Source organism: Pseudomonas sp. MIL9 (assembly GCF_016887925.1).
GTDB lineage: Bacteria > Pseudomonadota > Gammaproteobacteria > Pseudomonadales > Pseudomonadaceae > Aquipseudomonas > Aquipseudomonas mohnii.
The window spans coordinates 54,228-79,515 of record NZ_JAFEHE010000004.1; the positions used below are offsets into that span (position 1 = coordinate 54,228).

Consider the following 25,288-nt stretch of genomic DNA (forward strand, 5'->3'; position numbering starts at 1 on the left):
CAGTCGGCAAGCCGTCTTGTTCAATCTCTGAAGACTTGAGGGGGCCGCCGGTATCGGGACCACCCTCAAGCTTTGCAACATCAGGGCGAGCGATCAGCGTCGCTTGGCCATCTCGTTGATGAAGCGATCAAACAAAGGCGCTACGTCGTTCGGGCCAGGGCTGGCTTCAGGGTGACCCTGGAAGCTGAAGGCGCTCTTGTCGGTACGCTCGATCCCTTGCAGGGTGCCGTCGAACAGCGATTTGTGGGTCGCACGAACGTTGGCCGGCAGGGTGGCTTCGTCTACGGCAAAACCGTGGTTCTGGCTGGTAATCATCACCACGCCGGTGTCCAGATCCTGGACCGGGTGGTTGGCACCGTGGTGACCATGACCCATTTTCAGGGTCTTGGCGCCGGAGGCCAGGGCCAGCAACTGGTGACCAAGGCAGATGCCGAACACCGGAATCTCGGTTTCCAGCACATCCTTGATCGCCTGGATCGCATAGTCGCAAGGCTCCGGATCGCCAGGGCCGTTGGACAGGAATACGCCGTCCGGCTTCAGAGCGAGCACGTCAGCCGCTGGCGTTTGGGCCGGCACCACAGTGACTCGGCAGCCGCGCTCGACCAACATGCGCAGGATGTTCAACTTGACGCCGTAGTCGTAGGCGACCACGTGATACGGCAGCTCGGAGGCTTCGATGGTGGCATGGCTGTCGGTTTTCAGGTCCCAGACAGTCGAACGCCACTCGTAATTCTCTGTGGTGCTGACGACTTTCGCCAGGTCCATGCCTTTCAGGCCTGGGAAGCCCCGGGCGGCGGCGATGGCGGCCTCTTCGGAAATGTTGTCACCGGCCATGATGCAGCCGTTCTGTGCGCCTTTTTCACGCAGGATGCGGGTCAGGCGACGAGTGTCGATACCGGCGATTGCCACAACGTTGTTGGCTTTCAGGTAGTCGGACAGAGGCATGGTGCTACGCCAGTTGCTCGCAACCAGTGGCAGGTCACGGATGACCAGGCCAGCGGACCAAACGCGGTTGGACTCGGCGTCTTCCGGCGTGGTGCCGGTGTTGCCGATGTGCGGGTAAGTCAGGGTAACGATCTGTTGGGCGTAGGAAGGATCGGTAAGGATTTCCTGATAGCCGGTCATTGCGGTGTTGAACACCACCTCACCAACGGTTTGACCGTCGGCTCCAATGGCTTCGCCGCGAAAAATGCTGCCATCAGCAAGGGCGAGTATGGCTGGCTTAGTCAAGAAGACCTCCCGTAAATAAAGCCTGAAAGGGCGATCGCAGGTTGTAAAAAAGCGGAGTGACGTATGGACACGTCACCCCGCTTCTTCACTGAATTATTCTGCGCGCTTTTAGTGGACACACTAAAGCTATAGCTTACAGAAAAAGGCATTTTTGGTCTACCGCCAATGAGCCCGAAAGGCCAGAGAATGCGACAGGACGTCGCTTGGCGGTGTAAAACCGGACTCAAGCACATGACTCAAGCCCGGTTTAAACAGCATTTTAACGCAGATCGAGCACGTCTTGCATGTCGTAAAGACCAGGCTCACGACCCTCCAGCCACAATGCAGCACGCACCGCACCCTTGGCGAAGGTCATGCGACTGGACGCCTTGTGAGTGATCTCCAGGCGCTCTCCTTCACAGGCAAACAGCACGGTATGATCACCCACCACATCACCACCACGAACAGTGGCAAAACCGATGGTCTCGCGCTCGCGCGCACCGGTGTGGCCCTCGCGACCATAGACGGCAACCTTCTGCAGGTCGCGATCAAGAGCACTGGCAATGACCTCACCCATGCGCAACGCCGTGCCTGAAGGCGCGTCGATCTTGTGCCGGTGGTGAGCCTCGATGATTTCGATATCCGCCTCATCGCCCAATACGCGAGCCGCCATATCCAGCAACTTCAGCGACAGGTTCACACCCACGCTGAAGTTCGCAGCGAACACGATCGGGATGTCTTTACCGGCCTCGGCCAGCAACTGCTTTTGCTCAGCATCCAACCCCGTCGTACCGATCACCATGGCTTTTCCCGCCTTGCGGCAGAACGCCAGGTTTTTCAGCATGACTTCCGGCAGGGTGAAGTCGATCAATACGTCGAACTCATCCGCTACCGCATCCAGGTTACCGGACAACGGCACCCCGATACGCCCCAGCGAAGCCAGCTCACCGGCATCCACGCCAATCAGCGTACTGCCGGGGCGAACGATGGCCGCGGTCAGACCGGTGAGCGGCGCGCGCTGCTGCACCGCCTCGACCAGAATCTTGCCCATGCGCCCGGCAGCGCCCATCACAGCTATACGTCGCATGACGACTCCTTACAGATCGCCGAAGAAGCGCTTCACGCCTTCGAACCAGCCAGTGGTTTTCGGCGAGTGACTGTTGTCATCCGCCAGCGAGCTACGGAACTCCTCGAGCATTTCGCGCTGACGACGGCTCAGGTTAACCGGGGTCTCGACCGCCACGCGGCACATCAAGTCACCGGCACCGCCGCCACGCACAGGCGCAACGCCCTTGCCACGAACACGGAATTGCTTGCCGGTCTGAGTCCCTTCAGGAATTTTCAGCTTGACCCGACCATCAAGGGTCGGAATCTCCAGCTCACCACCCAACGCGGCATCGACGAAGCTGATCGGTACTTCGCAGAACAGATGCTTGCCGTCACGCTGGAAGATCGCGTGTTCGCGCACATTGATCACGACATACAGGTCACCGGTCGGACCGCCCTGCGCACCCGCCTCGCCTTCGCCAGACAGACGAATGCGGTCACCGGTATCAACACCGGCAGGCACTTTTACCGACAGGGTCTTGTACTCTTCGACGCGACCTTCGCCGTGGCAGGAATCACACGGATCGGAAATAATCTTGCCCTGGCCATGGCACCGCGGGCAGGTCTGCTGCACCGAGAAGAAACCTTGCTGCATGCGCACCTGACCGATACCGCCACAGGTCGGGCAGGTCACCGGAGAGGAGCCTTTCTTGGCGCCCGAGCCATCGCACGGCTTGCAGTTAACCAGCGTTGGAACGCGGATATTCACAGTCGTGCCGCGCACCGCTTCTTCCAGGTCCAGCTCCAGCGTGTAACGCAGGTCACTGCCGCGCTGGGCGCCGCCACGGGAACCACCGCGACCGCCACCGAAGAAGTCACTGAAGACATCACCAAAGATATCGGAGAAGTTCTGACCGCCAAAACCGGCACCACCGCCACCCATGCTCGGGTCAACACCCGCATGACCATACTGATCGTAGGCCGCACGCTTGCTGGAATCGGACAGCACTTCGTAGGCCTCGTTGGCCTCTTTGAATTTCTCTTCCGACGCTTTGTCATCGGGATTACGGTCCGGGTGGTGCTTCATCGCCAGGCGGCGGTAGGCCTTTTTCAGGTCTGCCTCGCTTGAGCCTCGTTCAACACCCAATACTTCGTAATAGTCACGCTTTGCCATAAGTCTTTTGCACTCTTGAGGACGTTCGACAAACCTCTCCTGAGCCTCGCCAAACTCGTTGAGCCCCAATACAGGCCCGGACCCAACTCACGTCAATTCAACGATCCTGGTCTTTGATTCGATGCGGTACTTGCGGCTCGGAAAGCAGGAGCATTCCCGGCCATACCATCAGCACTCGAACGTTGTCGCATGCTGTAAAAATTCGCTTGCTCCAGACACGCCAACGCGGGAGCAAGCTCCCGCGCGGCGACATCCTACCAGTCACCGCCCCAAGGCAGCCAACCGGCCGACCAACAACTTACTTGTGGTCTTTGACTTCTTCGAACTCAGCGTCGACGACGTCGTCAGCTTTTTCAGCCGATTCAGCGTGCTGTGCAGCGCCTTCAGCGGGTTGAGCCTGTTCGGCGTACATCTTCTGAGCCACTGGCGCGGAGACCTTGGACAGCTCTTCAACCTTGGCTTCGATCGCAGCTTTGTCGTCACCTTTAACAGCGGCTTCCAAAGCAACGACAGCAGCCTCGATCGCAGCCTTCTCTTCAGCGCTCACCTTGTCGCCAGCGTCGGCAACCATTTTGCGAGTCGAGTGAACCAGTGCATCACCCTGGTTACGGGCAGCGGCCAGCTCTTCGAACTTGCGATCTTCCTCGGCGTTGGCCTCGGCATCACGCACCATGCGCTCGATCTCTTCATCGGACAGACCGGAGTTGGCCTTGATCACGATCGACTGAGTCTTGCCAGTGGCCTTGTCTTTCGCGCCCACATGCAGGATGCCGTTGGCGTCGATGTCGAAGGTCACTTCGATTTGTGGCACGCCACGTGGTGCTGGCGGAATCTCGGCCAGGTCGAACTTGCCCAGGGACTTGTTCTGCGCCGCTTGCTTACGCTCACCTTGCAGCACGTGAATGGTCACGGCGCCCTGGTTGTCGTCGGCTGTCGAGAACACTTGCGATTTCTTGGTAGGAATCGTGGTGTTTTTCTCGATCAGCGCAGTCATCACGCCACCCATGGTTTCGATACCCAGGGTCAGCGGGCTGACGTCGAGCAGCAGAACGTCTTTCACGTCACCGGCCAGTACCGCGCCCTGGATAGCAGCACCCATGGCAACCGCTTCGTCCGGGTTAACGTCTTTACGAGCTTCTTTACCGAAGAACTCGGTCACCAGCTTCTGCACCAGTGGCATACGGGTCTGACCGCCGACCAGGATCACGTCGTTGATTGCGCCAACGTCGATACCGGAGTCTTTCAGAGCGATGCGGCAAGGTTCGATGGTGCGTTGAACCAGGTCTTCAACCAGCGCTTCCAGCTTGGCGCGCGAGATTTTCACGTTCAGGTGCTTAGGACCGGTGGCGTCTGCAGTGATGTACGGCAGGTTCACGTCGGTCGACTGAGCGGAAGACAGCTCGATCTTGGCTTTTTCAGCAGCTTCTTTCAGGCGCTGCATCGCCAGCGGGTCACCCTTGAGGTTCATGCCGCTTTCTTTCTTGAACTCGTCGACGAGGTAGTCGATCAGGCGAATGTCGAAATCTTCACCGCCCAGGAAGGTGTCACCGTTGGTGGCCAACACTTCGAACTGGTGCTCGCCATCGACTTCAGCGATTTCGATCACGGAAACGTCGAAAGTACCGCCACCCAGGTCGTAAACGATCACGGTGTGATCGCCCTTGGCCTTGTCCATGCCGTAAGCCAGCGCAGCTGCGGTTGGTTCGTTGATGATACGTTTTACGTCCAGACCAGCAATGCGACCGGCGTCTTTGGTGGCTTGACGCTGGCTGTCGTTGAAGTAGGCCGGAACGGTGATCACCGCTTCAGTCACTGACTCGCCGAGGTAGTCTTCGGCGGTCTTCTTCATCTTCTTCAGAATTTCAGCCGAGATTTGTGGCGGAGCCATTTTCTGGCCGTTCACTTCAACCCAGGCGTCGCCGTTGTCAGCCTTGGCGATTTTGTACGGGACCATCTTGATGTCTTTCTGTACGACTTCTTCGTCGAACTTGCGACCGATCAGACGCTTCACCGCATACAGGGTGTTGTGCGGGTTGGTCACTGCCTGACGCTTGGCCGACTGGCCAACCAGGATCTCGCCATCGTTGGCGTAAGCGATGATCGACGGCGTGGTACGCGCGCCTTCGGCGTTTTCGATAACTTTGGCTACGCCGTTTTCAAGTACGGAGACGCAGGAGTTGGTAGTCCCCAGGTCGATACCGATGATTTTGCCCATGTTCACTCTCCCGAAACTTTGGATTTGGTTGCCGCAGCAGTGATGGATAACTGCGGTAGTAATTAAACGCTTGACTTCTAAATGGGGGCCTTGCGGCTAATTTCAAGCCTGCTCGTCAATCGAAGGCGAAACAGGTGCCGGAGCCTTGCTGACCACGACCATCGCCGGGCGCAGCAGGCGTCCGTTGAGCTGGTAGCCCTTCTGGAACACCTTGAGCACGCTGTTCGGCTCGAGGTCGGCGCTTTCCTGCATTGCCATTGCCTGATGAAGAACGGCATTGAACGGTTCGCCGTGCGGGTCGATCGCTTCCAACTGATAACGCTTCAGGGTGTCCTGGAACATTTTCAGTGTGAGCTCGATACCTTCGCGCATCGGACGGATGCTTTCGTCATCCGGGCTGGACAATTCCAGGCCACGCTCCAGGCTGTCGATGATCGGCAGCAGATCGCCGGCAAATTTTTCCAGCGCGAATTTGTGAGCCTTTTCTACATCCTGCTCGGCGCGACGGCGGACGTTCTGCAGATCGGCGGCCACACGCAAAGCCTGATCCTGCGCACCTGCCAGTTGCTCTTCGAGCACTTTTACACGAGCCGCCAAGTCATCACCCGAGGCTTGGGAGGCCTGATCGGCGTCCAGATTTTGCGTATCCACTGCCTGTTCGTCAGCCATAGAATTCTCCTTTCAATATCGTCCGTGAGCTCAACTCACGCTTCTGCCCAGCTATATGGGGCCGCAAAATCCAGCTTCAAGGGGTCTCCTTGCATTAACCCTACAAAAAACACCTGCATTACCATTCCGGGGCGCACTAAGGATTTCGTCGGATCAAGCAAATCGAGCTAATGAGGGGCATTGTCAGTCCGAAACAAAACACTGTATAAATAACCAGACCTAACGCCTGGGAGCGGCCTTTATGCTGGTGCACCTGTCAGTACATAACTACGCCATCGTCGAACATCTCGATCTCGAACTCGATCGCGGGATGAGCGTGATCACAGGGGAAACCGGCGCCGGCAAGTCGATCATGCTCGACGCGCTGGGCCTGACCCTGGGCGATCGCGCCGACAGTGGCGTGGTCCGCCCCGGCGCCGACAAGGCCGATATCCTCGCCACCTTCGACCTGTGTGACATTCCCGAAGCCCGCATCTGGCTCGCCGAGCGCGACCTGGAAAATGACGGCCCGTGCATCCTGCGCCGGGTGATCACCGCCGAAGGTCGTTCGCGCGGCTACATCAATGGCACGCCCTGCCCCCTGGGCGATCTCAAGGCTTTGGGTGAGCTGCTGATCGACATCCACAGCCAGCACGAACACCAATCCCTGCTCAAGACCGACACTCACCGCCGCCTGCTCGACGAATACGCCGGCGCAACGGACCTCGCCCGCCAGGCTCAACTGGCCGCCCAACGCTGGCGCCAGACCCGCCAGGAACTGGAGCGCCTCTCCAACTCGGGCGACGAGCAGCGAGCCCGCCATCAATTGCTCAGTTATCAACTCGAAGAGCTTGAAAACCTGGGCCTGGGCGACAATGAGCTGGAGCAGCTGGAACAGGAACACAAGAACCTGACTAACGCCGAAACCTTGCTGGGCATCTGCCGACAAGTCGTCGAGCAATGCAGCGAGAGTGATTCAGGCAATGTCCTGAACGCCCTGACCGCCAGCCTCAACCGCTTGTCGAGCGTGAACAACTCGATCGGCGCCCTGGGCGAAGCCAGCAGCCTGCTGACCAGCGCGCAAATCCAGGTTGAAGAAGCCATGGGCGAACTGAATCGCTTCCTCGACAATTTCGATGCCGACCCATCACGCCTTCAATATCTCGAGGAGCGACTTGATTCGATCTATACCCTGGCGCGCAAACACCGCATCCAACCGACCGAAGTCGCCGAGATGCAACAGAAGCTGCTGGATGAGATTGAAACCCTGAATGCCAACGACGAATCCATCGAGCGACTGAGCGATGAGTTGGCCGCCTATGCGCGTCACTACCGGGAAAAAGCCCGGGAACTCAGCGAGCTGCGCCACCAGGCCTCGAGCAGTCTGGCCAGTGCCGTGGAGCAGGAAATTCAGCGACTGGGCATGCCCGGTGGACGCTTCACTATCGAGCTACGCCCTAACAGCAGTGACGAGCTCTTGCCCAACGGCCTGGAACAGGTAGAACTGCTGGTGAGCGCCAACCCCGGCCAGCCACTGAAAGCCTTGGCGAAAGTCGCTTCAGGCGGCGAGCTGTCGCGTATCAGTCTGGCCATTCAGGTGATCACCGCACAAACGTCCCGTGTACCGACCCTTGTATTCGACGAAGTGGACGTGGGCATCGGCGGCCCAACCGCCGAAATCGTCGGCCAGCTACTACGTCGCCTGGGGGAACGAGGGCAGGTTCTGACCGTTACCCACTTGCCACAAGTAGCCGCACAAGGTCATCAACATCTGTTTGTGCACAAAGTGCGCGGCGACGACGCCACCCACACTGCCGTCTCCAGACTGAGCAAAAATGATCGTGTCGAAGAAGTCGCACGGATGCTGGGAGGCATCGACCTCACCAAGGAATCCCTGGCTCACGCCAGGAAAATGGTCGTCACCGCGAAGATTTAAGTTCGGCCGAAAGCACGAAGGCGACCCTGGGGTCGCCTTCGTTCGTTTCACGAATCTCAGATTCGCGCGACATGCTTACTTTTTCTTGCGCACGTACAGCACAAGATTGTGATCAACCATTTCGAAACCATATTTCTCGACGATGGCTTTCTGCAGGCGCTCGATTTCTTCGTCGAAGAATTCGATCACTTCGCTGGTCTCGACGTTGACCATATGGTCGTGGTGCTTACCGTCGTCCAGTTCGAAGACCGCGTGGCCTCCGTCGAAGTTATGCCGCACCACAAGGCCAGCTGCCTCGAACTGAGTCAGTACACGGTAAACCGTGGCCAGACCGACGTCCTCGCCAGCCTCCATCAATGCCTTGTACACATCCTCGGCACTCATATGACGCTGCTCGGCGGAATCGAGCATTTGCAGAATTTTGACCCGTGGAAGGGTCACTTTGAGGCCGGCTTTGCGTAGTTCGCTATTTTCAACCATGGTCAGCTTTCTCGCGATGCTGCTTCGCAGCTTCTCTTAATGCGGGTATGATCGGCGTTTACGTTGTCCCAGCCAAGATAGTGGAAGTCGCCCACCGATGCAAAACACCAAGCTCTTGCTAACCAGTTTCACCTTTGTGGGACTGCTCGCACTCGCCGGTTGTTCATTCCCCGGGGTTTACAAAATCGACATCCAGCAGGGCAATGTCGTCACGCAGGACATGATAGACCAGTTGCGCCCGGGAATGACCCGTAAGCAAGTAAGGTTTATCATGGGCAACCCTCTGCTGACCGACACGTTCCATGCCGATCGCTGGGATTATCTGTACAGCCTGCAACCGGGTGGCGGTGAACGCCAACAAGAACGCATTAGCGTCATCTTCAACCCTAATGACCAGCTTGTCAGCCTCTCTGGTGATTTCATGCCAGGCGTGAGTCGCGACGAGGCAATTCTCGGCAAGGACAGCGCCACGACAGTGACCGCTCCAGCAGAGAACGCCGAGAAGCCAAAACCGGAAAAACCGGTCAAACCAGGCTCGCTGCTCGATCAGATCCAGAAAGACGTCGACGGTGTAGAAACCGTTCCGGTCCCGACGCCACAGCCGCTGGACACCTCGCCGCAATAATCTGCAACACAATAAAAAACCCGGCATGCCGGGTTTTTTATTGCCTGGTTTCATACGAGTTACTGAGTCCGCGATTTGGCCTCGGCCGCCTTGGCCGCACGCAGCCGTCGAACCTCTTTCGGATCGGCGAGCAATGGCCGATAAATCTCGATGCGATCCCCTGACTGAACCGCACGCGTATCGGGATCGGTGATCACCTTTCCAAAGATCCCCACCGGGCACCCGGCCAAGTCAAGGTCCGGAAATACCATTCCAATACCGGATGCCACCAGTGCCGCACGAACAGTCGTTCCTGCCGGCACCGTCACTGACAGAAGCACTTGACGATCAACCGCGGCATACACCACTTCGACTTCTTTCAATGCCTCAACCATACATTTGCTTGGCTCGCTGACAGAATGCATCGACCAGTGTGTTGGCCGCCTGATTGAACAACGGCCCCAGGGTCGCGCGAACAATCGGCCCCGCGTAGTCGAATGACAGATCCAGGCTGATCTTGCAGGCCTTCTCACCCAGCGGCTTGAACACCCACACACCATGCAACTGAGTGAACGGCCCCTCTTCAAGGTTCATTTCAATCGACTGACCGGGAACCAGGGTGTTACGCGTCACAAAATGCTGGCTCAGCCCCCCCTTGGCCACCCCAACACTCGCACGCATATGCTCGGTGGAGGCTTCCAGCACTTCGGCTGTCGAGCACCACGGCAGGAATTCCGGATACCGTGCTACGTCGTTAACCAGGTCATACAGCGCTTGCGCCGGATATGGCAGCAAGGCCGAACGTGAAATGTGTGTCGTCATGTCAGCGTTATTTCCACAGCTGTGCGGCAAACACTACGAGAATGCCGATGGGCGCCACATAGCGCATCAAGAACAAGGACAGGGCGAAAATCGCAGGGTTGCGGGTCGCCAATTCGTCGCGCACCGCCTCCCGCCCCATCACCCAGCCTGCGAACACCACGAAACACAAACCACCGAGTGGCAACATGATCCGCGAGGTAAAGAAATCGATCACGCCAAAGAAATCCAGACCGCCCGCGGCTCCCCATTGGTAGAGGTGAAAAAAACCGCCTTCGTTCACGAAAAACTTGGCTTGCTTCCAGATATTGAAAGAAAACACCGTGCCGAGACCGACAAACCAGCAACTGAACGCCAGCCAGAAGGTAACCCAGGCGCGGCTGACTTTTGTCCGCTCGACCAGGTAAGCCACCATCGGCTCGAGCAGAGAAATTGCCGAACTCCATGCCGCAATGGCTACCAGCACGAAGAACACGACGCCCATCAATTGGCCGAAGACCACGTTGCCAAAGGCAAATGGCAAGCTGACAAACATCAGGCCAGGGCCTTCGCTCGGATTCAGGCCTGCGGCGAACACAATCGGAAAAAGTGCCATGCCGGCCACGAGAGAAACCAGGGTATCGAGCAGCGCCACGCCAACCACAGTGCGCGTAATCGACGAGCTCTTCGGCATATAGGCGCCGTAGATCATGATCGAGCCGACGCCCACGCTCAGGGAAAAGAACGCATGCCCCATGGCTGGCAACAAACCATCGAGGACTTTTTCCGGGTGGAAGTCGAACATGAAATGCACGCCCTCCATGAAATGCCCAGTGGTCATGCTGTATCCGAGCAGTACAAGGATCATGACGAACAGCAACGGCATCATGATCCGCAGACTGCGCTCAAGCCCTGCCACCACGCCTTTGGCGATCACCACGGCAGACAACAGCATGAAAATCGTGTGCCAAAGTGTCAGTCGCCATGGATCAGCGATCACATTGCCGAAGTAAGCGCCCACCTGATCCGGCGTCACACCCTGGAAGTCGCCACGCCCCATATCGATGATGTAATCCAGCGACCAACCGCCAACGACGCTATAGAAGGACAGGATCAGCAAAGCCGTGATCATCCCGGCAAAGGCCCCCCAGGACCACTTGCCCGAATGCCCCGCTTCGCGTGCCAGCGCCTTCAGCGCGTTGGCCGGACTCTGTCGGGCACGCCGACCAATCAGGGTTTCAGCCAGCATGACTGGCACCCCGATCAACGCAATACAGGCCAGGAACATCAGCACGAAGGCGCCGCCGCCATAGACGCCAACCATGTACGGAAATTTCCAGATACTACCCAGGCCCACGGCCGAACCGGTCGCAGCGAGTATGAAGACCCAGCGGCTAGCCCAACTGCCGTGGACAGAAACCTTGTCTGTCGACATCGTTATTACGACCAAGCGTTCAAAAATGAGCGCGCATTGTCCGGGATTCAATCAACCTGCTCAAGCACGCAGCAACACCGTAGCCGACTCGCGTGCAACTCCCTATAATGCCGCCCCTATGGCTAAACAGAAGAAACACCCAACAGGGACCATCGCGCAAAATAAAAAGGCGCGACACGATTACTTCATCGAACATCGGTTCGAGGCTGGTCTGGTCCTGGCCGGCTGGGAAGTAAAAAGTCTGCGGGCGAGCAAGCTGCAACTGGTCGACAGTTACGTGCTGCTCAAGGATGGCGAAGCCTGGCTGCTCGGCAGTCACATTACGCCCCTGATGACCGCCAGCACCCACGTCATCGCCGACCCGACCCGCACCCGCAAGCTGCTGCTCAACCGGCGCGAGCTGGACAAGCTGTCCGCCGCCGTGCAGCAAAAGGGTTACGCCTGCGTGTGTCTGTCCTGGTACTGGAGCAAGCACATGGTCAAGTGCGAGATCGCTCTGGGCAAGGGCAAGAAGGAATACGACAAGCGTGATACCGAGCGCGAGCGCGATGCCGGCCGCGAGTTGCAGCGTGCGGTGCGCAACAAGGGCAAGGAAGAGTAATTTTCCAGCCTGGTCGCTGCTTTTGTGGCGAGGGAGCTTGTTCCCTCGCCACATTGAATCTCATGACGACAGCTACATTCCCTTGCGCCGCTCCGCCCGAGCCATGCGCTGCACTTCCTGACGCACTTCCTCCAGCACTTCCTGCACATACAGGATGTGTCGGCTGGAAACTTCGCGCGCCTGTTCCGCACGACCCTCGACAATCGCCAGGTACAGCTCGCGATGCTGTGTGATCAGCATGTCCCGGGTTTCGGTACGCTGCTTGTACATGCCGCCGATGTTGGTCACCACGTTGCGCTTGAGCAAATCAAACAACCCACGAATGGTGTGCAACAACACGGCGTTATGGCTGGCCTCAGCGATCGCCAGGTGAAACTTCGCGTCCGCCGCGCCCTCTTCCGCCCGGCTCACTTCATCGTGACGTGAATAGCAGTCCTGCAACTCGTTAAACGCCGCCGTGAGCCGCTCACGATCAACATCCGTGGCGCGTAACGCAGCGTAATAGGCACAGGACGCTTCAAGGGTATGGCGAAACTCCAATAGATCGCGCTGCGCTTCAGGATTGCTCTCCAGCAAATGCAGCAATGGATCGCTGAAGGTTGTGCCCAGGGACTCCACCACGTAGTTGCCGCCACCCTGACGGCTGACCAACAACCCCTTGGCAGCCAGCTTTTGTATGGCCTCACGCAATGAAGGGCGAGACACACCGAACTGCTCGGCCAATACGCGCTCGGCCGGCAAGCGCTCGCCTGCCTTCAGCGTGCCCTCGAGAATCATGCCCTCAAGTCGCTCGACAATATCGTCAGACAAACGGCGCTGACGAATCTGATCAAACCCCATAACTCAATTTCTCCACGGTCCCGACGATTCGCCGGCGGCTCTATTCTGGCCTATCGGCGCAGCGCCGACACCTGCCAGACAGCAATTGCACAAGCAGATCAGACGACCCGAACACGCAGGCATTCGACAAGAATTTTAGAGCGGCAAATTGACACACCGCCTCCAAGGCTTTTACCCTAGCCAACAGCGATTGTAAATTGGTATTACCAATTAACCAAGAACGCTGATCAGTGCCTGACCAACAACAATTAGGGGCCACCCCATATGCAAACCTGGCAACAGCTCTACAGCCCGCTCGGCAGCCTCGGCTTGTCCGCCCTCGCGGCCGTTATCCCTATCGTATTTTTCTTCCTGGCCCTGGCCGTATTCCGCCTTAAAGGCCACGTGGCCGGCAGCATCACCCTGGCCTTGTCGATTCTGGTGGCAATCTTTGCCTTCCAGATGCCGGTCGACATGGCATTCGCCGCCGCCGGATACGGCTTCGCCTACGGTCTGTGGCCAATTGCCTGGATCATCGTGGCCGCCGTGTTCCTCTACAAACTGACGGTCAAGAGCGGGCAGTTCGAAATCATTCGCAGCTCCGTGCTGTCGATTACCGACGACCAGCGCCTGCAAGTGCTGTTGATCGGCTTCTGCTTTGGCGCCTTCCTGGAAGGTGCAGCCGGTTTCGGCGCGCCGGTCGCAATTACCGCCGCGCTGCTGGTCGGGCTGGGCTTCAATCCACTGTACGCCGCAGGCCTGTGCCTGATCGCGAACACCGCGCCAGTGGCGTTCGGCGCCCTGGGCATTCCGATCATCGTTGCCGGGCAAGTGACTGGTATCGATGCGTTCAAGATCGGCGCCATGGCCGGTCGTCAACTGCCGCTGCTGTCGCTGTTCGTGCCGTTCTGGCTGGTGTTCATGATGGACGGCCTGCGGGGTGTCCGCGAGACCTGGCCGGCAGCACTGGTGGCGGGCTTGAGCTTTGCCGTCACCCAGTTCTTCACCTCGAACTTCATTGGCCCGGAACTGCCGGACATCACCTCGGCCCTCGCCAGCCTGATTTCCCTGACGCTGTTCCTGAAGGTCTGGCAGCCGAAACGCGCCGCCGGCCAACACATCGCCGGCGCCGTCTCGGCGTCCGTGGTCACCGCCAGCGCCGGCGGCTTTGGTCAGAAGCGCACCTCCGTCGCTTCGCCTTACAGCCTGGGTGAAATCTTCAAAGCCTGGTCGCCGTTCCTGATCCTGACCGTACTGGTCACCATCTGGACCCTGAAACCGTTCAAGGCCATGTTCGCCGCCGGCGGCTCGATGTACAGCTGGGTGTTCAACTTCGCCATTCCGCACCTGGACCAGATGGTGATCAAAGTTGCACCGATCGTCGCAACGCCGACGGCTATTCCGGCGGTGTTCAAGCTTGACCCGATCTCTGCGACCGGCACGGCGATTTTCTTCTCGGCGCTGATCTCGATGCTGATTCTGAAGATCAACATCAAAACTGGTCTGACCACTTTGAAAGAGACCTTCTACGAACTGCGCTGGCCGATCCTGTCCATCGGCATGGTGCTGGCGTTCGCTTTCGTCACCAACTACTCGGGCATGTCCTCGACCATGGCCCTGGTATTGGCAGCCACTGGCGCCGCGTTCCCGTTCTTCTCGCCATTCCTCGGCTGGCTCGGTGTGTTCCTGACCGGTTCCGACACTTCGTCCAACGCCCTGTTCAGCTCGCTACAGGCGACCACCGCGCACCAGATCGGCGTTAACGACACCCTGTTGGTGGCGGCGAACACCAGCGGCGGCGTGACCGGCAAGATGATCTCGCCACAATCGATCGCCGTGGCCTGCGCCGCGACGGGCCTGGTGGGCAAAGAATCGGACCTGTTCCGCTTCACCCTCAAGCACAGCCTATTCTTTGCAACGATCGTCGGCCTGATCACATTGGCCCAGGCCTACTGGTTCACCGGCATGCTGGTGCACTAAACGCCACAAGCGGCATGGAAAAAACCGACGCCGGACCACGATTCCGGCGTCAGCTATTCACCACCCGGTCTGTAAGGCTGCTGAAAGAATCATTCTCTATATTCAGCAGCCTCAGCGGACGGATAACCGGGATCACCCGGAGACACGCCTGATGAGCGAACTTTTTTACAACGCTGTGCCGAATGCGACCCGTGTCGCCCCGCCACTGCCCGAGCCTCGGCAATACCCCAGCGAAAAACCGCAAAGGGTCTACCTGTTCGGGACCTGCGTAGTGGATTTGTTCTACCCGGAAGCCGGAATGGACGCGATCCACTTGCTGGAACGCGAAGGCATCCGTGTCGAGTACCCGCAAGGGCAAAGCTGCTGCGGCCAACCGGCCTACACCTCGGGTTACACCGAGCAGGCAAGGACCGTGGCACGCTCGCAACTGGCGCTGTTCGCCGGGGATTATCCGGTGGTGGTACCGTCCGGTTCGTGCGCTGGCATGTTGCGTGAACACTATGCCGACTTGTTCAAGGACGAGCCGCAAACGTTGAAACAGGTTCAGGCACTGGCGGCCAGAACCTACGAACTCGCCGAATTCCTGCTGCATGTCTGCAAGGTGCGGCTCAAGGACAGCGGCGAGCCCGTGAAAGTGGCGTTGCATACCTCATGCTCGGCACGCCGGGAAATGAACACCCACTTGCATGGCCGCGAGTTGCTCGCGCAACTGAGCAATGTGGAGCGGGTGGAGCATAGCCACGAAAGTGAATGCTGTGGCTTCGGTGGGACTTTCAGCGTCCGTATGCCGGACATTTCCGGCGCGATGGTGGCCGACAAGACCCGGTCGTTGAAGGAGTCCGGCGCGCACAAGGTACTCAGTGCCGACTGCGGTTGCCTGATGAACATCAATGGCTCGCTGGAAAAACAGAAGGAAGCGCTGCGCGGCCAACATCTGGCCAGTTTCCTTTGGCAGCGTACCGGAGGTGCCCGATGAGCACTTCCACGATTATTCCTACGGTCGCCGTAGAAGAAGATTTCCGCACCCGCGCTCACGAAGCGTTGGGTGACACGCAATTGCGAAACAACTTTCGCAAGGCGATGGATTCACTGATGACAAAACGGGCAGCGGCGTTCAGCGATGCCCATGAAAGAGAACATTTGCGAGCACTGGGCAATGCCGTCCGCGCCCGAGCATTATCCAAGTTGCCCGACCTGCTCGAGCAACTTGAACAGAACCTGACCCGCAACGGTGTGAAAGTGCACTGGGCGGAAACGGTGGACGAAGCCAATGGCATCGTCCTCTCGATCATCCGCGCTCACGAGGGGCGGCAAGTGATCAAGGGCAAATCGATGGTCAGCGAAGAAATGGAGATGAACCATTTCCTCGCTGATCAGGGCATTGAATGCCTTGAATCGGACATGGGCGAATACATCGTCCAGCTCGACAACGAGAAGCCTTCACACATCATTATGCCGGCGATCCACAAGAACGCCGGTCAGGTCGCGTCCTTGTTCCACGACAAACTTGGCGTGGAATACACCAAGGACGTTGACCAACTCATTCAGATCGGTCGCAGGGTCCTGCGGCAGAAGTTCTTCGAAGCGGACATCGGCGTCTCCGGTGTCAACTTCGCCGTGGCCGAAACCGGCACCCTGCTGCTGGTGGAAAACGAAGGCAACGGCCGCATGACCACCACGGTGCCGCCGGTGCATATCGCCGTCACCGGCATCGAGAAAGTCGTGGAGAACCTGCGCGACGTGGTGCCACTGCTGTCATTGCTGACCCGCTCGGCCCTGGGCATTCCGATCACCACTTACGTCAACATGATCTCCGGCCCACGCAAGGCGCATGAGCTCGACGGCCCGCAGGAAGTGCATCTGGTCTTGCTCGACAACGGTCGCAGCCAGGCCTTTGCCGACAGCGAATTGCGCCAGACCCTGAACTGTATTCGCTGCGGCGCCTGCATGAACCACTGCCCGGTCTACACCCGAATCGGCGGCCATGCCTATGGCGAGGTTTACCCTGGCCCTATCGGAAAAATCATCACCCCGCACATGGTCGGCCTGGCGAAAGTCCCGGACCACCCGAGCGCCTCGTCGCTGTGCGGCGCCTGTGGTGAAGTGTGCCCGGTAAAGATTCCGATCCCTTCATTGCTGCGTCGCCTGCGCGAAGAGAACGTCAAAGCCCCGGACAGCCCCCATCAAGTGATGCGCGGCCAGGGCAGCAAGTATTCGCGCAAAGAGAGATTCATCTGGAACGCCTGGGCGAAACTAAACAGTTCGCCGACGCTGTATCGCCTGTTCGGATTCTTCGCCACACGCCTGCGCGCCCTCACACCGAACAATGTTGGCCCGTGGACACAGAACCACAGCGCACCGAAACCCGCTGCCCGCTCATTGCATGACATGGCCCGCGAGCATCTGGCCAAACAGGGAGATCGTTGATGAGCGCCAAGCAAAATATCCTCGCCAAATTGCGTAAAAGCCTGACAGGCACCACGCCGGTAACTGACAACTTCGACGTCGATCTGGTGACGCAGCCCTACACCTACGCGCCGGAGCAACGCATCGCTCAATTACGCAAATTGATGGAAGCAGTGCACACGGAAATCCATCTGACCTCGGGTGAAGACTGGCCTGCGCTGCTCGCGCAATTGCTGCAAGAGCGGCAGTTACCGAGTCTGCTGATCGCACCGACGACGCCCCATGGTCAACGCATCACTCAACACTGGTCGAATAATCCGCACCTGCCGACACTCAAAGCCTACGACCGTCCCGTCGAGGAGTGGAAAGCCGAACTGTTCAACGACACCCCGGCCAGCCTGACCGCCACCCTCGGCGCAATCGCTGCCACAGGCAGCCTGATCCTCTGGCCGACGCGGGAAGAGCCGCGATTGATGAGCCTCGCGCCACCGGTGCATTTCGCCCTGCTCAAGGCGAGCGGGATTCGCGACAACTTCTATCAGGTGCAGCAGGAGTTCGAATGGGCCGAAGGCATGCCGACCAATGCGTTATTGGTGTCCGGCCCGTCGAAGACTGCCGACATCGAACAGGTGCTGGCCTACGGCGCCCATGGTCCGAAAGACCTGGTGGTATTGATCCTGGAGGACCAATGAGTCTACCGGCCGCTTTTCTGCGTGATGCACAGCAACTGATTCCACAGGAACGACGCTTCGACGACCCGTTGTCGACGCTGGCCTTCGGCACCGACGCCAGTTTCTATCGACTGATTCCAAAACTGGTGATTCGCGTCGAATCCGAAGAAGAAGTCGTCACGCTGCTGAAACTGGCCCAGCGTGACCGGGTGCCGGTGACGTTCCGCGCTGCCGGTACCAGTCTTTCTGGCCAGGCGATCAGCGATTCGGTGCTGATCGTGCTGGGCGATAACTGGAACGGTCGCGAGATCCGTGGCCAGGGCACACAAATCCGCCTGCAACCCGGCGTGATCGGCGCCCAGGCCAATGCCTGGCTGGCGCCGTTCGGGCGCAAGATCGGCCCCGATCCGGCCTCGATCAATGCCTGCAAAATCGGCGGCATCGTCGCTAACAACGCCAGCGGCATGTGCTGCGGCACTGCGCAAAACACCTATCACACGTTGGCCGGGATTCGTCTGGTGCTGGCCGATGGCAGTCGCGTCGATACCGAAGACGCCGCCAGCGTCGCGGCATTTCGCCAGAGCCATGCCCCGCTGCTGGAGCGTCTGGCGACATTGGGTCGCGAGACACGCGCAAACACCGAACTGGCAGCAAAGATTCGCCACAAATACCGCCTGAAAAATACTACTGGCCTGTCACTCAATGCCCTGGTGGATTTCGACGAGCCTGTGGATATCTTGAGCCACTTGCTGGTGGGCTCCGAAGGCACACTCGGTTTCATCAGCGCCGTGACTTACGACACGGTGATCGATCACCCGAACAAGGCCTCGGCGCTGATTGTGTTCCCGGATGTGGAAACCTGCTGCAACGCGGTCACCTTGCTGAAAAGCCAACCGGTATCGGCGGTGGAGCTACTGGACCGCCGCAGTTTGCGCTCGGTGCAGGACAAACCCGGCATGCCGGCTTTCGTACAACACTTGTCGAATAATGCCTGCGCCCTGCTGATCGAATCCCGCGCGGCGTCGTCCACGCTACTGCATGAACAACTGGCGCAGATCATGGCGTCGCTGGCATCGTTCCCGGTGGAAAAACAGGTCGATTTCACTGAGGACCCACTGGAAAACGCACGTCTCTGGGCGATCCGCAAAGACACCTTCCCCGCCGTCGGCGCGGTGCGCAAAACCGGTACCACGGTGATCATCGAGGATGTGACCTTCCCGGTGGAACAACTGGCCATTGGCGTGAACCGGCTGATCGAGTTGTTCGACAAACATCATTACGACGAAGCGATCCTGTTCGGACACGCACTGGAAGGCAATCTGCACTTCGTTTTCACCCAGGGCTTCAATAACCCGGAAGAAGTCGCACGCTATCAGGCGTTCATGGACGACGTCGCGCAGTTGGTCGCGGTGGAGTTCGGGGGTTCGCTGAAGGCCGAACACGGTACCGGGCGCAACATGGCACCGTTCGTCGAACTGGAATGGGGCAGCGATGCCTATCAGTTGATGTGGCAACTCAAGCGCCTGCTCGATCCCAACGGCATTCTCAACCCGGACGTGGTGCTCAGCGAAGATCCGCAGATCCATCTGAAGCATCTCAAGCCCTTGCCGGCCGCCGACGAGATTGTGGACAAGTGCATCGAATGCGGCTTCTGCGAACCGGTTTGCCCGTCGAAAGGCCTGACCCTGAGCCCGCGCCAACGCATCGTGATCTGGCGTGACATCCAGGCGAAGAAACGCGCGGGTGTGGACACCACCGAACTCGAAGCGGCTTACGAATATCAAGGCATCGACACCTGTGCCGCCACCGGTCTTTGTGCTCAACGCTGCCCTGTAGGCATCAACACTGGCGAACTGGTGAAAAAGCTTCGCGGCCGGCACGCCACACATACGAAAACCGCCAATTGGCTGGAAGGAAATTTCGCTACGGCACTGCAAGGTGCGCGCTTCACCCTGCACGTGGCCAATGGCGCACGAATGTTGCTCGGCGCACCGCGGCTGACCAGGCTGTCCGCTGCGGTCACGCGACTTTCAAAAGGGCAAATCCCGCAATGGACCAATGCCATGCCGCAGCCTGAACGGGCGATTCGCTTCAGCCCGACGGTGTCGGACGAGCGCCCGCGAGTGGTGTACCTGGCCGCATGTGTCTCACGGGCCATGGGGCCGGCGGCCGGCGACAAGGAACAAATGTCGCTGTACGACAAAACCCGCGGCCTGCTGGAAAAGGCCGGTTATCAGGTGGTGTTCCCGGACAATCTGGACAACCTCTGCTGCGGCCAACCCTTCGCCTCCAAAGGCTATGCCGAACAAGCCGAACACAAACGCCAGGAACTGATCGGCGCGCTGCTGCACGCCAGCCGTGGCGGACTCGATCCGATCTACTGCGACACCAGCCCCTGCACCTTGCGCCTGACCCAGGACCTGGGTGATGTCCGACTGGACCTGTACGACCCGGTACGCTTCATCCGTACGCATTTGATGGACCGACTGGACTTCACCCCGCAAGACACACCGATCGCGGTGCATGTCACCTGCAGTACCCAGCACCTCGGGGAAAGCCAGGCGCTGATCGACCTGGCGCGCAAATGCAGCAAAACCGTGATCATCCCCGAAGGCATTCACTGCTGCGGGTTTGCCGGCGACAAAGGGTTCACCACACCCGAGTTGAATGCCCATTCGCTGCGCACCTTGAAAGACGCCGTTCAGTACTGTGGCGAAGGCATCTCCACCAGTCGCACGTGTGAAATCGGCCTGAGCCAGCATGGCGGGATCGACTATCACGGGCTGGTCTATCTGGTGGACCGCGTGACCCAGGCACGCCCGGCACGAGGGTGATGGATTGAACGAGGGGCGTTTTTCGCCCCTCGTTCATCGAAGCAACTGCCCCCCCGCATGACACCGACCCAGCAAAAAAAAACCGAATTCCTGCGCGCGGCTATAGTCATTTAGCTAGGCCCACGTGAAAGGGCTTATAACCACCTCGGCCAGCGGCCCGAATTACCGGCAGCACCGAGCCCTCATGTGCAAGGAGATACCCATGAAGCACTCTGCAATGGCTGGATTGTTTATCGCTGCGGCACTGCTGGCATCCCCGGTTTTCGCGGCAGACAAGGATCTTTGTACGGCGAACATTCAACAGATAAGCGATTTCGTGGACAGTGCACCCTCCATACCGGAAGGCTCCCTGAACAACGTCAAGGATGCTTTGCAAAAAGCCAAAGCAGCCCAGGCAGCCGGCAACGACAAGGATTGCGTGGAAATCTCCTCCGGCATAATCACCAAAATGCAGATTCGAAATCCAACCCGTAACTGATGCCAGGCGGGGCCAACCTTCGGGTTGGCCTTCCACCCCACATTGGCGTAGACTACGCAGGCTTGTTGCTCATTCAGATTCACGAGCAATGAGTTCGGGGCCGTTTAGGATTCGACGCCGGTCGCGAAACTTTAGGTGCATGCCGAGTTGGTAACAGAACTCGTAAATCCACTGTTGCAACTACTTATAGTTGCCAATGACGACCAATACGGTGCTGCTCTCGCTGCTTAATTGCAGCTGACATGCACTCCTGGTACCTTCGGGTCCAGCAATCATCAGGGGATGTCTGTAAACCCGAAATGATTGTCATATAGAACAGAATCGCCGTGCAGTACGTTGTGGACGAAGCGGCTAAAACTTACACAACTCGCCCAAAGCACCCTGCCCGTCGGGTCGCTGAGGGTTAACTTAATAGACACGGCTACGCATGTAGTACCGACAGCGGAGTACTGGCGGACGGGGGTTCAAATCCCCCCGGCTCCACCAAATACCAGTTTCCACATGTTCCCACATGATCGGAAACACCCCAAGAAGCCCGCCCAGCGCGGGCTTTCTTGTGTCTGGACATTCCCGAATGAATCCACACAGCATTGCGCCCCGTGTATGCCTGCTTGTATGCTCGCCATTAAATTGAAACTGGGGCATACACGCATGAAGCGTTCGGAGATTAAGCGCCGTCCGATGGCTGACACCACTTTGGCCAGCCTTGAGCCAGAAGCCAGCACCTACCGGGAGCTGGATGGCGCCGGGCTCTATTTACGAGTGAAGCCCACGGGCCAGAAATCCTGGGAGCTGCGTTACAAAAAAGCAGATGGAAAATGGTCATGGCTAGGGTTGGGAGGCTACGGCAAAGGCAGCCACCAGTTGACCGGCGAACAAGCGCGCCAGAAGGCAGCAGAGCTACGCGACAGCACAATGAAAGATGGCAGCATGCTCGCCACCCAGCGCGCGCAAAAAGCAGCGGAACGCGAAGCCGCCAACAACACTTTCGAGCATCTGGCACGCGAGTGGTACGCCAACAAACGCAAAGGCTGGAGTGCCGGCACTGCAACCCGAACCATTGGCGCCCTGGAGCTGCATGTGTTTCCGATCTTCGGCAAGCGGCCCTATCAGGGGGTTCTGCCAATGGAGTGGATGGAGTTCCTGCGCGGCATGGAGCAAACCGGGATTGTCGAACAGACCAGCCGAGTACGTGGCATGTGCCGGGAAATTTACGACCTTGCCCGCGTCACTGGCCGCGCAACTCACAACCCACTGGAAGGGTTGCACAAGTTCCTGCTGACCAAGCCAGCCGAGAACTATGCCCACGTTTCAATTGACGAACTCCCGCCCCTTTTGCGAGCTATCAGAGCGTACCCGAGTGCGGTAGACGTCCGTATCGGTCTGCACCTGCTGTCTATGCTCGCCTGCCGACCATCTGAGCTGCGGGAGGCACGTTGGTCTGAATTCGATCTAGATGGCAGCCTGTGGACAGTTCCCGCCGAACGCATGAAGCGTCGTCGCGAACATGTGGTTCCCCTGCCACGCCAAGCTGTCGAACTGCTGCGCGATCTGCACAACCTCACCGGCGCTTACCTGCTGCTATTTCCTGGTCGTAGCAATACAACCAAGCCGCGCTCCAATACCGTTTTCTTAATGGCCCTGCGTCGCCTTGGCTACGAAGGTCGGCAGACTGGCCACGGGTTTCGCCATATCGCCAGCACGATCCTCAATGAACACGGCTTCGATGAAAACCATATTGAAGCTCAGCTATCACACGTCAAAGACGGGATTGCCGGGGTGTACAACAAAGCTCAATACCTGGCTCAGCGTACGACCATGATGCAGTGGTATGCCGATCACCTAGACAGATTAGCTACAGGCAATGTGGTGGAGTTCAAGCACGCATGATCTACGGATTAGATTTCAAGACGATTATCAGGCTACTCCTAGATTTCGCACCAAAGGCAGTCCTTGATGATTTGGAGCTGACAGAAAGCACCCGCAATGAATGGGAGGATGACCTTAAGTCAGAACAAGGTACCTGGCGCGGTAATCGTTCGATCATCGACATGTCATCGTTGGCGCTCTACTACGCGACCAAAAAACGCAGCAACAGAGAAAGGCTGCTTGCCTACGGTAGAGTCGAAGTTGATCTCTATACCCTGTACGACTTTGCAGAAACGGTCAAAGCAGAGGACTTCGACAATGTCGAAAAACTTGTCAAATCAATCCCAAAAGAAAAAAGACAAAAAATTCTGGCGGAAGCACGCCAACACCGAACTCACAAACACGACTGGGATGCCGTGGCCAACATGAGGACCGAGCTCTTGAACTCGGGAAAAGAGCCGAAAGACGCTGATAGCATTCTCAGGGCAAAGCTAAAAATCCACCCATCCACATACTCTGATTGGCGGAAAAGAGATTCACTGAAAAGAAAACCAACGGTGTAATTATTAGCCCGTTATCTCCGGTGCATAACCTGCGAGCCGTAACCAATACGGAGGCATTCAAATGCACACAGCTACGACACCAAACAAAGTCATGATCCGCCAGACGGCGCTATGCGACTGGCTCGACTTGTCCCGCTCAGGGCTGGATAAGCTCCGCAAAAAAGACCCTACCTTTCCACGCCCACTCAAGGGGGGGGACACCCGCCAAGCTGCCGCGTTCTACGTCGTGTCCGAAATTCAATCGTGGCTCCAATCCAAGATCGAAGCACGAGACGCCGCATGAGCGCTCCTATCATTCCATACGACTACAAGGGCCAAGCCGTGCGGTTTAACACTGACGGCTGGCTTAATGCAACGCAGATCGCGGAGAGGTTCGGCAAGCGGCTCGATAGGTGGTTTGAGAACACCGACACCTTGGAATACATCCGCGCTTTGGATGAGTTTTTAACGGGTGAAAAGTCGAAAATTCTACATACCCGGAATTCGGGGTATATAAAAACTAGCAAGGCGCGAGCGGATCGCGGAGGTGGTACTTGGCTCCATCCTAAGCTGGCAATGACCTTTGCTCGTTGGTGTGACGCCAAGTTCTCCGTCTGGTGTGACATGTGCATCGATGGATTACTGAACACTGATCCAGCGACTCGTCAGAAGTATGGACAAGCTTGCCAGTTGCTGGATGACAGACGGAGCGAGGCAAGCCAAGGGGGGAGCCTCCTGGCTAATTGGCGCTGGAGCAGGCCCGGTCTGGAAAAAAGCATTGCCTACTGGAGAGAACAACTACAGCTGCCCCTTTCACTGGATGAGTCATGAAAATGAGCACTACTTGGAGTCGCAGCATGACGCCTACCCCCGGTTGCAACTCATCTATCAAACACTGTCAGGAGTTGCCGTCATGGGCAGCGTGAGGCCCTTAAATGGCAAGCCATATGCGTGTGTCAGTAACACCAATACGCCGGGGGCTTACGACGATTTCTACGCCCCCACAGAGCCAGCCATCGACGACGATAGCCTAGCCCTCCTGATTGATGCCTGCTCTGAGCTTCGCGATTTTTACGACCTGGAGCAGTGCCCCGGACGGGCAGGCTGGTTATCAGAAATCGTCGAATACTTTGAGGCGTTAATCGCACGACTTGACCCTTCGCAGGCAAGTGAATGACTGGCGCATCAACTCTTTTTCGTGACGCGCTCCAATCTGCCTAGCGGCATTGGAGCGAGTAGCACCGAAAGCCTCATGACGGGATAACCACCATGATCAAAACAACCTGCAAAAAAGCGGGAACGCCGAAGGCATGCCCGAAGAAAGTCACCGAGCTGTTTTATGTGACCCATCCGAAGGCGCCCAAGGCGCTGATGGGGCCGTACCTCACCGAAGCCAACGCTGAGTGCGGGCCCGTAGTTATGCGTAGCGCTGATGCCTTGGTGACGGCCTGCCTCGTTGATTCGCTGGACGATCTGACCTACTGGCACGCCGTGAATAATTGCCGGATCTGTCTGGCCTTTGCTGGCGCTGCCAAGTGAGCC

The 25,288-nt window shown here is 58.1% G+C and carries 24 protein-coding genes and 1 other RNA gene; 15 read left to right on the forward strand and 10 right to left on the reverse strand.

Annotated elements, in window-relative coordinates; all coding sequences use genetic code 11:
* Positions 1–93: 93 nt before the first annotated feature.
* From carA to grpE, 5 genes are all read right to left on the reverse strand, one after another.
* The gene (gene carA, locus JQF37_RS04785) at positions 94–1,230 is read right to left on the reverse strand and encodes a glutamine-hydrolyzing carbamoyl-phosphate synthase small subunit (protein ID WP_103404035.1); all 1,137 of its coding nucleotides are present in this window, start codon (positions 1,228–1,230) and stop codon (positions 94–96) included.
* A 259-nt stretch (positions 1,231–1,489) separates the two neighbouring features.
* A complete protein-coding gene (gene dapB, locus JQF37_RS04790) occupies positions 1,490–2,296 on the reverse strand; it encodes a 4-hydroxy-tetrahydrodipicolinate reductase (protein ID WP_204149546.1) in 807 nt (268 codons plus the stop codon).
* A gap of 9 nt (positions 2,297–2,305) precedes the next feature.
* Positions 2,306–3,430 carry a molecular chaperone DnaJ gene (gene dnaJ / locus JQF37_RS04795; RefSeq protein WP_090315903.1) on the reverse strand — a complete coding sequence of 375 codons (1,125 nt, stop codon included), beginning with the start codon at positions 3,428–3,430 and terminating at the stop codon, positions 2,306–2,308.
* 298 nt (positions 3,431–3,728) lie between these two features.
* Positions 3,729–5,645: a molecular chaperone DnaK gene (gene dnaK / locus JQF37_RS04800; RefSeq protein ID WP_130203902.1), complete on the reverse strand. Its 1,917-nt coding sequence runs from the start codon at positions 5,643–5,645 to the stop codon at positions 3,729–3,731.
* A gap of 102 nt (positions 5,646–5,747) precedes the next feature.
* The gene (gene grpE, locus JQF37_RS04805) at positions 5,748–6,314 is read right to left on the reverse strand and encodes a nucleotide exchange factor GrpE (RefSeq protein ID WP_047537475.1); all 567 of its coding nucleotides are present in this window, start codon (positions 6,312–6,314) and stop codon (positions 5,748–5,750) included.
* Positions 6,315–6,555: 241 nt separating this feature from the next.
* On the opposite strand from grpE, the gene recN reads away from it, so the two are divergent.
* Complete coding sequence (gene recN / locus JQF37_RS04810; protein ID WP_130203901.1) at positions 6,556–8,229, forward strand: DNA repair protein RecN; 1,674 nt, start codon at positions 6,556–6,558, stop codon at positions 8,227–8,229.
* A gap of 75 nt (positions 8,230–8,304) precedes the next feature.
* On the opposite strand, the gene fur is transcribed toward recN, so the two are convergent.
* Entirely contained in the window at positions 8,305–8,709 is a 405-nt protein-coding gene (gene fur / locus JQF37_RS04815; protein WP_026013299.1) for a ferric iron uptake transcriptional regulator, read from the reverse strand.
* Between the two features lie 97 nt (positions 8,710–8,806).
* Here fur and JQF37_RS04820 point away from each other — a divergent pair, with 97 nt between their 5' ends.
* Complete coding sequence (locus JQF37_RS04820) at positions 8,807–9,334, forward strand: outer membrane protein assembly factor BamE (RefSeq protein ID WP_047537469.1); 528 nt, start codon at positions 8,807–8,809, stop codon at positions 9,332–9,334.
* A 59-nt stretch (positions 9,335–9,393) separates the two neighbouring features.
* Here the strand turns inward: JQF37_RS04820 and JQF37_RS04825 are convergent, their stop codons facing one another.
* The 3 genes from JQF37_RS04825 to JQF37_RS04835 are packed head-to-tail and all read right to left on the reverse strand — an operon-like array spanning position 9,394 to position 11,546.
* The gene (locus JQF37_RS04825) at positions 9,394–9,708 is read right to left on the reverse strand and encodes an RnfH family protein (RefSeq protein ID WP_130203900.1); all 315 of its coding nucleotides are present in this window, start codon (positions 9,706–9,708) and stop codon (positions 9,394–9,396) included.
* Positions 9,701–10,135, reverse strand: coding sequence for a type II toxin-antitoxin system RatA family toxin (locus JQF37_RS04830; protein ID WP_130203899.1), 435 nt, complete (start codon positions 10,133–10,135; stop codon positions 9,701–9,703). The genes JQF37_RS04825 and JQF37_RS04830 overlap by 8 nt, the downstream gene beginning before the upstream one ends.
* 7 nt (positions 10,136–10,142) lie before the next feature.
* Entirely contained in the window at positions 10,143–11,546 is a 1,404-nt protein-coding gene (locus JQF37_RS04835; protein WP_130203898.1) for a sodium-dependent transporter, read from the reverse strand.
* Positions 11,547–11,664: 118 nt separating this feature from the next.
* On the opposite strand from JQF37_RS04835, the gene smpB reads away from it, so the two are divergent.
* A complete protein-coding gene (gene smpB, locus JQF37_RS04840; RefSeq protein WP_047537457.1) occupies positions 11,665–12,147 on the forward strand; it encodes an SsrA-binding protein SmpB in 483 nt (160 codons plus the stop codon).
* 72 nt (positions 12,148–12,219) lie between these two features.
* On the opposite strand, the gene JQF37_RS04845 is transcribed toward smpB, so the two are convergent.
* Positions 12,220–12,987, reverse strand: a complete 768-nt coding sequence (locus JQF37_RS04845) for an FCD domain-containing protein (protein WP_047537454.1) — start codon at positions 12,985–12,987, stop codon at positions 12,220–12,222.
* 264 nt (positions 12,988–13,251) lie between these two features.
* Between JQF37_RS04845 and JQF37_RS04850 the strand changes: the two genes are divergently transcribed.
* The 12 genes from JQF37_RS04850 to JQF37_RS04905 all read left to right on the forward strand — a co-directional run bounded on the left by JQF37_RS04850 (position 13,252) and on the right by JQF37_RS04905 (position 25,285).
* Positions 13,252–14,946 (forward strand): lactate permease LctP family transporter, encoded by a 1,695-nt coding sequence (locus JQF37_RS04850; protein WP_130203897.1) that lies wholly within the window; start codon positions 13,252–13,254, stop codon positions 14,944–14,946.
* A gap of 151 nt (positions 14,947–15,097) precedes the next feature.
* Positions 15,098–15,922 carry a (Fe-S)-binding protein gene (locus tag JQF37_RS04855; RefSeq protein ID WP_047537444.1) on the forward strand — a complete coding sequence of 275 codons (825 nt, stop codon included), beginning with the start codon at positions 15,098–15,100 and terminating at the stop codon, positions 15,920–15,922.
* Positions 15,919–17,373 carry a LutB/LldF family L-lactate oxidation iron-sulfur protein gene (locus JQF37_RS04860; protein WP_090467099.1) on the forward strand — a complete coding sequence of 485 codons (1,455 nt, stop codon included), beginning with the start codon at positions 15,919–15,921 and terminating at the stop codon, positions 17,371–17,373. The genes JQF37_RS04855 and JQF37_RS04860 overlap by 4 nt, the downstream gene beginning before the upstream one ends.
* Positions 17,373–18,044, forward strand: a complete 672-nt coding sequence (locus JQF37_RS04865; RefSeq protein WP_130203896.1) for a lactate utilization protein — start codon at positions 17,373–17,375, stop codon at positions 18,042–18,044. Before JQF37_RS04860 ends, JQF37_RS04865 begins: the two co-directional genes overlap by 1 nt.
* Positions 18,041–20,857, forward strand: a complete 2,817-nt coding sequence (locus tag JQF37_RS04870; RefSeq protein ID WP_130203895.1) for an FAD-binding and (Fe-S)-binding domain-containing protein — start codon at positions 18,041–18,043, stop codon at positions 20,855–20,857. Before JQF37_RS04865 ends, JQF37_RS04870 begins: the two co-directional genes overlap by 4 nt.
* Before the next feature lie 202 nt (positions 20,858–21,059).
* Entirely contained in the window at positions 21,060–21,335 is a 276-nt protein-coding gene (locus JQF37_RS04875; protein ID WP_130203894.1) for a hypothetical protein, read from the forward strand.
* Positions 21,336–21,431: 96 nt separating this feature from the next.
* Positions 21,432–21,821, forward strand: a transfer-messenger RNA (tmRNA) gene (gene ssrA / locus JQF37_RS04880).
* Positions 21,822–21,986: 165 nt separating this feature from the next.
* The gene (locus tag JQF37_RS04885; RefSeq protein ID WP_204149574.1) at positions 21,987–23,225 is read left to right on the forward strand and encodes a tyrosine-type recombinase/integrase; all 1,239 of its coding nucleotides are present in this window, start codon (positions 21,987–21,989) and stop codon (positions 23,223–23,225) included.
* Positions 23,222–23,767 (forward strand): hypothetical protein, encoded by a 546-nt coding sequence (locus JQF37_RS04890; RefSeq protein ID WP_204149547.1) that lies wholly within the window; start codon positions 23,222–23,224, stop codon positions 23,765–23,767. Before JQF37_RS04885 ends, JQF37_RS04890 begins: the two co-directional genes overlap by 4 nt.
* A gap of 279 nt (positions 23,768–24,046) precedes the next feature.
* Positions 24,047–24,577: a KilA-N domain-containing protein gene (locus tag JQF37_RS04895; RefSeq protein WP_204149548.1), complete on the forward strand. Its 531-nt coding sequence runs from the start codon at positions 24,047–24,049 to the stop codon at positions 24,575–24,577.
* Between the two features lie 13 nt (positions 24,578–24,590).
* Entirely contained in the window at positions 24,591–24,923 is a 333-nt protein-coding gene (locus tag JQF37_RS04900; RefSeq protein ID WP_204149549.1) for a hypothetical protein, read from the forward strand.
* A 92-nt stretch (positions 24,924–25,015) separates the two neighbouring features.
* Positions 25,016–25,285, forward strand: coding sequence for a hypothetical protein (locus tag JQF37_RS04905; protein ID WP_204149550.1), 270 nt, complete (start codon positions 25,016–25,018; stop codon positions 25,283–25,285).
* Positions 25,286–25,288 lie beyond the last annotated feature (3 nt).

What these genes read in the sequence shown, in the direction of transcription:
- JQF37_RS04875 (WP_130203894.1), top strand. Translation starts at nt 21,060, where the DNA reads ATGAAGCACTCTGCAATGGCTGGATTGTTTATCGCTGCGGCACTGCTG.
- JQF37_RS04905 (WP_204149550.1), top strand. Translation starts at nt 25,016, where the DNA reads ATGATCAAAACAACCTGCAAAAAAGCGGGAACGCCGAAGGCATGCCCG.
- grpE (WP_047537475.1), bottom strand. Translation starts at nt 6,314, where the DNA reads ATGGCTGACGAACAGGCAGTGGATACGCAAAATCTGGACGCCGATCAG.
- JQF37_RS04830 (WP_130203899.1), bottom strand. Translation starts at nt 10,135, where the DNA reads ATGACGACACACATTTCACGTTCGGCCTTGCTGCCATATCCGGCGCAA.
- JQF37_RS04845 (WP_047537454.1), bottom strand. Translation starts at nt 12,987, where the DNA reads ATGGGGTTTGATCAGATTCGTCAGCGCCGTTTGTCTGACGATATTGTC.
- JQF37_RS04860 (WP_090467099.1), top strand. Translation starts at nt 15,919, where the DNA reads ATGAGCACTTCCACGATTATTCCTACGGTCGCCGTAGAAGAAGATTTC.
- JQF37_RS04865 (WP_130203896.1), top strand. Translation starts at nt 17,373, where the DNA reads ATGAGCGCCAAGCAAAATATCCTCGCCAAATTGCGTAAAAGCCTGACA.
- dapB (WP_204149546.1), bottom strand. Translation starts at nt 2,296, where the DNA reads ATGCGACGTATAGCTGTGATGGGCGCTGCCGGGCGCATGGGCAAGATT.
- JQF37_RS04850 (WP_130203897.1), top strand. Translation starts at nt 13,252, where the DNA reads ATGCAAACCTGGCAACAGCTCTACAGCCCGCTCGGCAGCCTCGGCTTG.
- JQF37_RS04885 (WP_204149574.1), top strand. Translation starts at nt 21,987, where the DNA reads ATGAAGCGTTCGGAGATTAAGCGCCGTCCGATGGCTGACACCACTTTG.
- dnaK (WP_130203902.1), bottom strand. Translation starts at nt 5,645, where the DNA reads ATGGGCAAAATCATCGGTATCGACCTGGGGACTACCAACTCCTGCGTC.
- fur (WP_026013299.1), bottom strand. Translation starts at nt 8,709, where the DNA reads ATGGTTGAAAATAGCGAACTACGCAAAGCCGGCCTCAAAGTGACCCTT.
- recN (WP_130203901.1), top strand. Translation starts at nt 6,556, where the DNA reads ATGCTGGTGCACCTGTCAGTACATAACTACGCCATCGTCGAACATCTC.
- dnaJ (WP_090315903.1), bottom strand. Translation starts at nt 3,430, where the DNA reads ATGGCAAAGCGTGACTATTACGAAGTATTGGGTGTTGAACGAGGCTCA.
- JQF37_RS04895 (WP_204149548.1), top strand. Translation starts at nt 24,047, where the DNA reads ATGAGCGCTCCTATCATTCCATACGACTACAAGGGCCAAGCCGTGCGG.
- JQF37_RS04820 (WP_047537469.1), top strand. Translation starts at nt 8,807, where the DNA reads ATGCAAAACACCAAGCTCTTGCTAACCAGTTTCACCTTTGTGGGACTG.
- JQF37_RS04835 (WP_130203898.1), bottom strand. Translation starts at nt 11,546, where the DNA reads ATGTCGACAGACAAGGTTTCTGTCCACGGCAGTTGGGCTAGCCGCTGG.
- JQF37_RS04855 (WP_047537444.1), top strand. Translation starts at nt 15,098, where the DNA reads ATGAGCGAACTTTTTTACAACGCTGTGCCGAATGCGACCCGTGTCGCC.
- JQF37_RS04890 (WP_204149547.1), top strand. Translation starts at nt 23,222, where the DNA reads ATGATCTACGGATTAGATTTCAAGACGATTATCAGGCTACTCCTAGAT.
- JQF37_RS04870 (WP_130203895.1), top strand. Translation starts at nt 18,041, where the DNA reads ATGAGTCTACCGGCCGCTTTTCTGCGTGATGCACAGCAACTGATTCCA.
- smpB (WP_047537457.1), top strand. Translation starts at nt 11,665, where the DNA reads ATGGCTAAACAGAAGAAACACCCAACAGGGACCATCGCGCAAAATAAA.
- JQF37_RS04825 (WP_130203900.1), bottom strand. Translation starts at nt 9,708, where the DNA reads ATGGTTGAGGCATTGAAAGAAGTCGAAGTGGTGTATGCCGCGGTTGAT.